The 10,461-nt window shown below is 39.0% G+C and carries 3 protein-coding genes; 1 reads left to right on the top strand and 2 read right to left on the bottom strand.

Translation table 11 applies throughout. The features are described 5' to 3' along the window. On the top strand, positions 1-1,996 hold a 1,996-nt coding region (locus AC1WHX_RS07220), incomplete at its 5' end, for a hypothetical protein (RefSeq protein ID WP_481229078.1). An 85-nt stretch (positions 1,997-2,081) separates the two neighbouring features. On the opposite strand, the gene AC1WHX_RS07215 is transcribed toward AC1WHX_RS07220, so the two are convergent. Together AC1WHX_RS07215 and AC1WHX_RS07210 are read right to left on the bottom strand one after the other, a co-directional pair. Continuing rightward, the gene (locus AC1WHX_RS07215) at positions 2,082-5,867 is read right to left on the bottom strand and encodes a pectinesterase family protein (protein WP_481229076.1); all 3,786 of its coding nucleotides are present in this window, start codon (positions 5,865-5,867) and stop codon (positions 2,082-2,084) included. A gap of 66 nt (positions 5,868-5,933) precedes the next feature. Further along, positions 5,934-10,142 (bottom strand): glycosyl hydrolase family 95 catalytic domain-containing protein, encoded by a 4,209-nt coding sequence (locus AC1WHX_RS07210; protein WP_418236271.1) that lies wholly within the window; start codon positions 10,140-10,142, stop codon positions 5,934-5,936. Between the last annotated feature and the right edge of the window lie 319 nt (positions 10,143-10,461).

The following is a 10,461-nucleotide window of genomic DNA, read 5'->3' as shown; positions in this document are numbered from 1 at the left end:
AATGGGAGGAATACCCGCCCTATTTGCAGAATATAACAGTAATGATTCTTATCTGATAGACGGGAAGAATTTTAATCTTAAAAATTCTTTTTTGGGACGTTTGTTGGCTGATCATGGATATACTTCTCCTCTCGAAAATGAGAATTATATAAATTATAATAGCGGATCGATTGCGGGATTGGCTATCGATCCGGATAAATATATTGCCACGCAAAACAGTGTCCCGGTTTATACCACTTCTCCGGCATATCGTCAGGGGAATGCTGAATTTTTGCAGGATTTGGGCATTATGACCGATCAATTGGGTGCTGTACGTTCTTTTGCTGACGGACGTTGTGCATCAGGAGCGATCGAGACGCCGCTGACTCCCGGTGGCGGAGAAGGAGAATCGTCGGTTTATGAGCATTTTATAATATACGGTCAGAGTCTTTCTACCGGGCATCAGTCTTATCCTTCTATGTCTACCGAATCTTTAGAGGGTAATTATATGATCGGAGATCAGGTTTGGATAAATCTCGGGAATACGACTTTTGATAAGTTTAATCCATTAAAAGCATCTTTGGCTATTTCGGATAAAAATTCGGCTAAGACTAAAAATGGCGGAATTGCCGAATGTCCTATCGTTGCAGCGGTGAATCATCTTCGTTTAAAATTGAATGACCCTGATGTAAAATATGTAGCGACTTCTACCGGTACGGGAGGCAAGACGATAGAACAGCTTTCAAAACATTGTACCAACGGATATTTATATAATGATTTTAAATATGCGATGTTTTACGGGGCTAAAATTTCTCGGGAACTGAACAGCGTGATTTCTTGTCCGGCAATTATTTGGATGCAAGGAGAATATAATTATACTTCGGATTCTGAAAAGGGATTGACTCCGGGTGTACCCAATACAACTGATAAGAATGAATATAAAGCGTTGTTGTATAAATTGAAGAATGACATGCAGCAGGATGTTATAAACAGTTATGCTCAAAATGAGAAACCTTTGTTTATCACTTACCAGACCGGCGCGCAATATACTCGGGGGAAAACTTTGGAAATAGGTATGGCTCAATTAGAAACCGCTAATGAAAATGAGGATATGATTTGTGCCGGTCCGGTGTATCCGATGACAGACCGAGGGGGTCATCTTGATGCGAACGGTTACCGTTGGTATGGCGAGATGTTGGGCAAAGCATATTACCGTACGAAGGTATTGGGGCAACGCTTTGTTCCTTTGCAGCCGATAGAAATCTCCCGTACGGATAATGCTAAAGAGATAAAAATTCGCTTCCTTGTTCCGAAATTACCTTTGGTGTTGGACGATTGGACAGTACAAAAGAAAACGGATTATGGTTTTAGAGTATATAATGATAACGCACAACAGACAATAACGAATATCCGGATAGAAGGAGATTGCGTTTATTTGACTTGTGCTCAGGATTTGAGCGGTGTAATTGAAGTAAATTATGCCGGAGATGGAGCAAACGGCGGACATGGTAATTTGCGTGATAGTGATGATTATGAGGCTTATTACAAATATATCGATCATGATAAGAAAAATCCTGATAACTCTTATTTCTATCCTCGTGATAAAGAAAATGATAACTATGTGACTTTGAGACCTGATTATGAACCGAAAACGCAGTCGGGAGAGATTATATACGATCAGCCTTATCCGCTTTATAATTTTAGCGTAGCATTTTATTATAAATTAGATAAGGGCGAGCAAAATTATAAAGTTCCGAATCTGGATGATATTACCGATTCGGCAGAGGCTGTTCAAGTAAGTGGAGCATCTTTGCATCAAGCCTGTAATTCTATTCTGTTAAAAGGAATTAAGACTCCTGTACAGGTAAAACTTTATTCTCTTTCAGGAAGTTTGTTGCAAATTATTGATGCACCTCAAGCCGGTTTATATTCTTTGAATGATTTTAATAAAGGTATTTATATCGCTAAAGCGGTAATTGACGGGAATTCTTGTACTCTGAAAATATTGATACGGTAAAATTTTAATAATTAAGTGAGAAATGGGCTGTCTTTTGAGGGCAGCCCATTTTTATGGAAACGTAAAGTTTGTTATTGTTCTGTTATTAAAGAATAACTTTCTTTATTTCATTTCCTGCTTTAATCAGATAAACTCCTCGAACAGATAAGTTTATAAAACATGAGTTTTCAATTGTTACGGTATCATAGATGATTGCACCGTTTAATGAGAATACAGTTATCTTTTCTCCTGAGGAAAGTCCGGACAAATGTATTTTTCCGTTTGATACTGTTACGTTAAAAGAGCTTTTTTCGGATTTATCGATAGCCGAAGTTCCTTTATTCACATTTTCCGATTTTTCTCCGAGACTTCCGGCTTCGTTGACGGCCTGGATGCAATATTCGTCGTTGTCTTTACTTGCTGCATCGGTATAAGATGTTTCGGTAGTAAATCCGATTACTTCATTATTGCGAAGTATTACGTAACAGATGGCATAAGGTACGGCTTCCCAACTAAGCACATTTTCTGAGATCGTTACATTTTGCGGTATGCCTATTGTTTCTATTAAGCTGCGAGGATTCCAGTTGTCATTGCCGCTGACGATATTTTCATAGGTATAGCGGGCTGCTTCATCGGCAGAAAGTTCAGCTTTACACTCACCGCCTTCTTCCATACCTTCGTCAGTACCTGTATAAAATGTTCTTCTGTTATTTAGATCTACGGGATTTCCATCTATATCCATACTGTTATATTCTGCAAATAGGGCGGGTATTCCTCCCATTTCACTCCAGCCCTCCGGAGCAATTCCTACTTTCATGGTCGTGTTTAACCATACGCAAATCGGGTTATTATGCCAAGGTCGTCCTAATTTGTTTTTGCCATCGTTCGAAGCTTCATTCCCATCGATGGTACAGTGATCGAAAACATATCCCCATTGAGTTCCTTTTTCATGCTCTGGAGCAGTGATGACCGATCCGCTTCTGACATTGTATAATGTGCAATCTTCGAATAAGCAATCTCCAGCTCCATAGACATAATCGACAGCTCCTTCGATATAGCATCCTTTTACATAATGACGGTATCCGGTGTTTCCCGGAGTCATCCATGTATCTTGGTAAGAGCGGAATTTGCAATTATGAAAAGTTATGCGGTCACCCTTTGTCATCATAGCTAATGATTGCGGTCCGTTTTGGCGTTCTACACCCCAGTCGTTAATGAAGGAAATATTTTCGGAAAAGAAGTCGTTACTATTTATTCTGACAACAGTTCCTTCCATTTGGTATGTCGGAGATTCGGGATTATGTACCGAATATTTCCATGCTGCCGTGTCGTTCTGATACCATTGTGACCCTTCTTGCGGTTCGCTTTGAACATTGATTTTCAAATGTATGTTTGTTTTTTCTTTATCTTGACCGATAAGGTGTATGTTCGGTTTGTCAGAGGGAATAACGACTTGTTCTTCGTAAGATCCGTTTTTAATGAATATCAAATAAGGAGTAGTTCTGTTTTCCGGAGCAGCGTCTATTGCGGCCTGCACCGATTCATAATCTCCGGTTTTATCTGCTGCGACTACGGCATCAAATACCCGTGTAATCGGCTGGGGACGATTCATTGTCGTGAAATTCAATGTAACGCCTTCAAATGGATTTCCTGCACGGTCGGTAATTGCACCGGCTGGTACGGTAAAAGTATAGGATGTATTATACTCGAGACCTTTGTATTCAAAGGATGCTGTACTGCTTCCGAATATCGGTTCGATAGCAGAACCGTTAAATTCTATTTCTCCTGTACCGGCTTGTACTTGTTCGTTAAAAGATAAAACGATTTTTCCGTTTGCAGATGCCGTATTAGAATCGTTTTCAGGAGAAGTCGATAGTAGTATCGGCGCTTCTTTATCATCGATGCTGGAATTATCGGCATAGACAAAAATATTTGTTAAATAGAAGCCTTCGGTATCACTACTTCCCGGAGTTCCGATCAAATCGCTTGTCGCATCTGCCGCCCAACGAATATATACCATATTTGCTCCTTCAGCTTCTTCGGGTAAAAAAGCTTCCATTTTTTCCCAATTTGCACTGGTCTCTTCCATAGTAATAGTTGTTAAATCTGTAAAATCGTTTCCGTTTAGGGAATATTGCATTTTTTGCGTTTTGTGTACGCATGCGTTGTCTGCAGCAACTAAGGAAGTTACTTTTATATTTACATAGTCTTTTGCTGAAAATTTAGCCTGAAAATAACGGGGATTATTCATTGAGGCATAATCGGTATAACGTCGTGCACAGTTATAAGTGATACCTCCGAAGGTACGAGTACTTCCTCCCCAGTTTGTCGTACTTCCATCTCCATTATATAAGGAAAGTAATCCCTTATTGTCTGTTGTGGCGGCATAGTCGGCCGGACGTTCTCCTCTTGGTTCGCTTGTTTCCAAGTCCCAGCCTACGATAAATGGGATTTTGTCGAAAGTTGCGGTATAAGTTTTATCTCCATTGATTTTAACCGTACGTTTATTTTCGCTCGAACCGTCCTCCCATTGCAGGAAAGATGTAATAGGATTAGTCTCTATGGTCATGGTTACGATCGTACCTTCGATATATTTTCCGTCAGTCGGTTCGGGATTAAGATTTACTATTCCCCATTGAGCGCCTGCCCCATCTTTATTTACAGTAAATGTGTAAGTGGTCAGTTTGTCAAATACAGCGACTATCTCTAAATCATTTTCGATATTGAAAGAATAAGGATTTTCTGTCGATAAGATTTCCCCGTTTTTTGTTTCCCATTGCTTAAAAGAGTATCCGAAATTCTCGGTAGCGGTGACTGTGACCGGATCACCTTGATTAAAAGTGACGTTTGTGGGAGAGACGCTTCCGGCATTTTCCGGCATTACCGTTGCTGAAAATTGTGCAGGAGATGTAACCTTCTTGATCCATCTTGCATCTCCCACACATTTGCCGTCTTTTCCTGCGGTAGCTAATGGAGAGCTTGATAAAATAGTAAAATCACCGTTGGCGGCATCGGGAAATCCAATAGTGGTTAATCCTAAGCTTTCTAAAGTAATATCGTTTATTGTCTCTGTCCGGTTATACCCGCCATAGTTGACAATCAGGTTTTTTTCGGCAGTAAGTGTTCCTCCGGTTGCATTTAGAATCGATGGTGTTTTGCCGCTTACTCCCGGTTCATTGATAATATTGTTTGTGAAATTGTAAATAGAATTTGTACTGTAATTTTTTGCCGTGTTGCAAATAGCGTATTTCGTATCTTTAGACCATTTGTAAACCGTATTGTTCTCAAAAATAAAAGTAAATATATTGTTATTGTCCGATCCGGTAGGAGAGAAAAAGCTTTCGCCTAAATAATTATACAGCGAACAATTTTTTACAGATACTTTTTTGACGATATGTTTAGGATATAAAAAATTCCATCCATTATTTCCACAATCGTGGATTAAGCAATTTTCGAATTCTATGTTGTTTATCGTGCCTTCATTGCTTGTCCGTAATAGACAACGTCCAATGTTCGTAATTTCTGAATTCTTGAATTCCAGAGTAGATATATTTCCGAAATTTCCGCTTATAAAATAATCTGCCGAACGGTTTATTTTTACGCCATCGAAGATCAATCCTCCTCCATTTTCAGATGTATCGTCATTTCCCGTTATGTCGAAAGTAATAACCACTTCTGCATTTTTTTCCGCTTTTAAAGTAATACTTTTGTCTGAGGGAAAAGATATTTGCTTATTATATGTTCCGCTGCTCATCAATAATATATCTCCGCTTTCGGCTAGAGTATAAGCTTCATTGAAAGTTTGAGTGGTAACATTGATTTCTTTTGCGTAGATTTGAGGTAGCAGAGAGCTTAAAAAAGCGATGCTTCCAAAAAGTTTTTTAATATTCATACAGTAAAGTTCTAAAGTTAATGATAATAATTTTGTGCTCGTTTTACACGAGCACAAAAAAGGGTGTTATTCTTTTACGATTAGTTTGATGATCTGGCTATCGGCTTTTATAAGATAGATGCCGTTATTCAGTTTTATCGAAAATTGCTGTCCATAGATTTTATCAAGAAGAATTCTTCCCTGCATATCTGAAATACATAAATTTTCACAAGGATATTGCAGTGATAGAATGCCGTTCCGGTAATTGGCCTGATTCCCGTTTTGGACGGTTTCTTCCTTAATATCGGAAGTATTCCCTTTTACAGTCAGTGTCCCATTACCTTCGAAAAATTCAGAATGAGAATTTGCATCGAATGTTCCTTCCGTATATTCTGTATCGTTTAAAATCAATTTGCCTACTATACCGTTTGTGTTCATAACAGCTTTACCTCCGGAAAGAAGGGATAATGTAGTCGATTCTCCTGCGGCGTTTGCATGTTTAAATATAACCTTGTTTCCAGCACCTACTTGTATTTCTGAAGCACCGAAAGCATTTGCTCCTTCCCCTGATATACAGATAGAAGAACCTTCGGTACGAGGACTGTTCGTGATATTCCATATTCCTGAAAATTCCGAATTATTTCCTTTTAAAACAATACTGGCTTCAGTTATGCTGTTCGAACTATTATCTATCGTTACGGTAGATCTTCCATCGATGTTTCCGGGAAAAGTCATTGCATTTATCTCACCTCCACTTAATTGCAGATTTATTTCTCCATTAATATGGATCGGAGCATTCAGAGAGAAACCGCTTCCACTGGTTGCATAGTTAAGTTTAGTGCCGCCTGCCATATATAATTCTTTGATTTCAGTATCTTTTCTTAACCTGATATTGGCACTGTTCAGATAGATTATTACCGGAAAACTCGCTGTTTCAGCTTCTATTTCCGATTCAACGATTACGGTGTCTCCTTCTGTGGGCAATATGGCGGGAGTATAATTGGCCGCCACATTCCATTTTTTATTATCTTTAGGAGTCCATATAAACGGATATTGAGGATGTGTGATTGTCAACGTTCCGTTTCCTTCCAAATATGCAGGTAGTGATGATGCTGTATATTTCCCTTCGGCGAGCAGATTGTTATTTGTATAGACTTCACTTAAAGAAATGTTTGCGCTGAGGTTGATTTTTCCTCCTTCTGCTACCTCTATTTTAGTTTTATGAAAAAGACAATCGTCAGATTTTACGGTCAGTTTGGCAGAATTCTCGATTTTGATGTTTCCTGTTCCTGCTGCATTCATACCCGAAACAGCTAATTCACCGTCATTGATATTCAAATCCCCGCTGAAGTTACTGTTGTCGCCTTGTATAGTTAGTGTTCCTGAACCTTTTTTATCGATAGAGCCTTCTCCTGAAATCGAAGTTGCAAGTATTAAAGTACCTGTTATTTGAAAATTCGTGTTATTTTCGATAGATGCACTTCCGGCAGTGAAAATAACTCCGTTTTGATCATTCTTTACAGAACCGCCTTCAAAAGATAAGTTGCCTTTTAATTCTGATGTTTTGGATATGTTGACAATGGAATTTTCGTGTATGCTGATACTTCCGGCAAAAGAATTTCCGTTAATATCGATTTCTCCGCTGTTGACGATGCCTAAATCTTTATCTCCGGGAACTCCTACCGGATTCCAGTTATTTGCTTCATTCCAGGTCGAAGATGAAGATCCTGTCCATTCATAGATGTTGCTGACAGGAACTAATGTATAAGATTGCCCGGCTTCTGTCTGAAGATCGTATACTGTTGTTTCTTGTAATACTAATTCCGGAATTTTAGATTCGTCTTTGATAATTGGATCGGGAATTTCGTAAACAGAATTCAACGGGTTGCTGTTGTTTCCTGTGGCAACACTTAATGTGAAATTTCCGTTAGCTTTTAACGGAGTTGCCGTACGAATGCGCAAATTTCCTCCGATACTGGATTTTATCGTTACCGAAACAATTTCTCCCCATTTCCATTGCATATCGACAATTTCAAAACCTCCACGAGCTTTTAATCCTTTTACGTTTCCTTCAGACCATGCGTCGGGTAGGGCAGGTAATAGATGCACTGTCCCGTCATGGCTTTGCAACAACATTTCGGCAATACCTGCACAACATCCGAAATTTCCGTCAATCTGGAAAGGTGGATGTGCATCGAACATGTTTGCATAAGTACCACCGTCGGGATCATCAATTGTTGCATTAGGGTCTTTCAATTTTAATTGGTTTTGTATCAATTTATATGCATGATTTCCATCAAGGAGTCTCGCCCATAGACATACTTTCCAGCCCATAGACCATCCTCTGCTTGCATCGCCTCTTCCTTCTAAAGATTTTTTTGCTGCTTGAAACAGTTGAGGATTGGTATATGGCGAAATTTGGTTACCGGGAAACATTCCCCATAAATGGGATACATGACGGTGTCCGGAAGTTTCTCTGTCCCAGTCTTCAAGCCATTCTTGTAGTTGTCCGTATTTTCCGACATGCATAGGGGGCAGTTGATCTTTCAACTTTTTCAGATCTGCTGCGAAGTCGGCGTCTTTACCGAGAATTTCGGCTGCATCGATCGTGTTTTTAAGTAAGTCGAAAACCATTTGATTATCCATTGTAACTCCGCTGAAAAGTGCGGCATTCTGTTTTTTTTCGCTGTCATCGACATAAGAAAACAGTCCCGGATGATTTTCCGGAGAGTTTGACGGAGAGACGACCTTATATCCTGTTTTGGGGTCGGTAATAAGGAAATCTTGATAAAATTCGCAGGCGCTTTTGAGTATAGGATAAACTTCGGATAAAAATTCTTTATCTCCGGTAAACAAGTAATGTTCCCAAAGATGAGAACAGAACCATGCATTACATGTCGGCCATATTCCGCAGGCACTTTTATCGACTGCGCCTGTGGAGCGCCACAAGTCGGTATTGTGATGAAGTGTCCATCCCCTGCAACCATACATCGTTTCTGCAGATTCTTGTCCGGTGACGCTTACATCTTTCACCATTTCAAGAAACGGTTGGTGACATTCACTCAAATTGGTTACTTCCGCAGGCCAATAGTTCATTTCTACATTTATGTTTGTCGTATATTTGCTGTCCCATGCAGGATATTGTCCTGCATTCGGATTCCATATACCTTGCAAATTAGCCGGTTGTGATCCCGGTTGAGAGCTGGATATCAATAAGTAACGTCCGAACTGAAAATAGAGAGATGCTAATGACGGGTCATTTGTGTTGGAGAATTCCTCGATACGTTTATCTGTCGGTTTCTTTTCTTGAACGCTATTATTTCCGAGGTCAAGAGAAACTCGTCCGAATTGCTCTTGATATCGGGTGATATGATCATTCTTTGCCTGCTCATAATCTTTGTCGAACTTGTTTAAATAGGAAAGTGCTTTTGCATCGCTGTCTCCACTTATGTCTTTATAATTTATAAAGTTTGTGGCTGATGAGATGTATATGTAAGCGACGTCGGCATCAGAGACTTTTAGTATTTTATTACTGCTGTCTGCCGATTGAGTTCCTCCCTCAGCCACTACCCTAATATAGGTTGTCGGTCTTAAAAGATTGGGAATATTTTCTTCAGCAGTTTTGCCAGGTGTATTTTTTACTCTTATCGTATTATTTGTTCCACTGACGATTTCTGTAGATGCTTTGACTCGGTTGCTTTTCAACGGTCCTACAAAAGATGTGTTAAAATTTACCATTCCTTGTTTTGATGCGGAAATTTTGATGATAATCAAATTGTCGGTAAATGATGTAAATGCTTCACGTGTATAATCTACTCCGTCAACTGTGTAAGTTACTTTCGCTATTGCATTGGAAAGGTCTAACTCTCGATAATAATTTGTTGGAGTTTTATGGCTTTCCGGAAAATCTAATAGCAGGTTACCGATAGATTCATAAATCATGCCGTGCCCGGTAATATTGCGGTCTGCAATAATGTTTGCCAGTGCTATTTTTTGAGCTTCGGCATATTCTCCGTCATTGATATATTCTCGAATTTGATTTAAATGTGTTTTCGCATTGGGATTTGCATTATTATACGGACTTCCTGACCAATAAGTATCTTCATTAATTTGGATCGTGTCTTGTAGAATTGTACCGTATACCATGGCGGCCAATCTTCCGTTTCCTAATGGAAGGGCTTCCACCCAATAATCGGCGGGGCGATCATACCAGAGTTTCAGATCTTCTGCTTTTACAGGTGTTATCCATGTGATAAATGACAGGATAATCAGCAATAAATGTTTGTTCATTGTCATTCGATATTAAATTTAGTAGTTAAAATTTTGATAACAAACATACGAATGCAGGGTGGAAACAGGTAGGTAAAAATGTACGGAAAAGAGGGTAAATTTGTGTATCGATAATAAATTTATTTTTTTTGAAATAGTTCTCGATGTGGAAAATTTGATAGCTTGAAGTATCATTATTTTATTGATGTCTCTGTTAAAAGGTATTTTTAATGTGTTTTTTTTGTTATAACCTGTCTTAATTTTCCGATAAGGAAATATCATCATGTTAGGTTCTTAGAGTAGTTGAAAACTTTTTTAAGAAATTGGGAAATAAGAAATTTTTTTT

This window comes from Coprobacter sp. (assembly GCF_982436375.1).
This window is presented reverse-complemented; position numbering and strand designations above follow the sequence as displayed.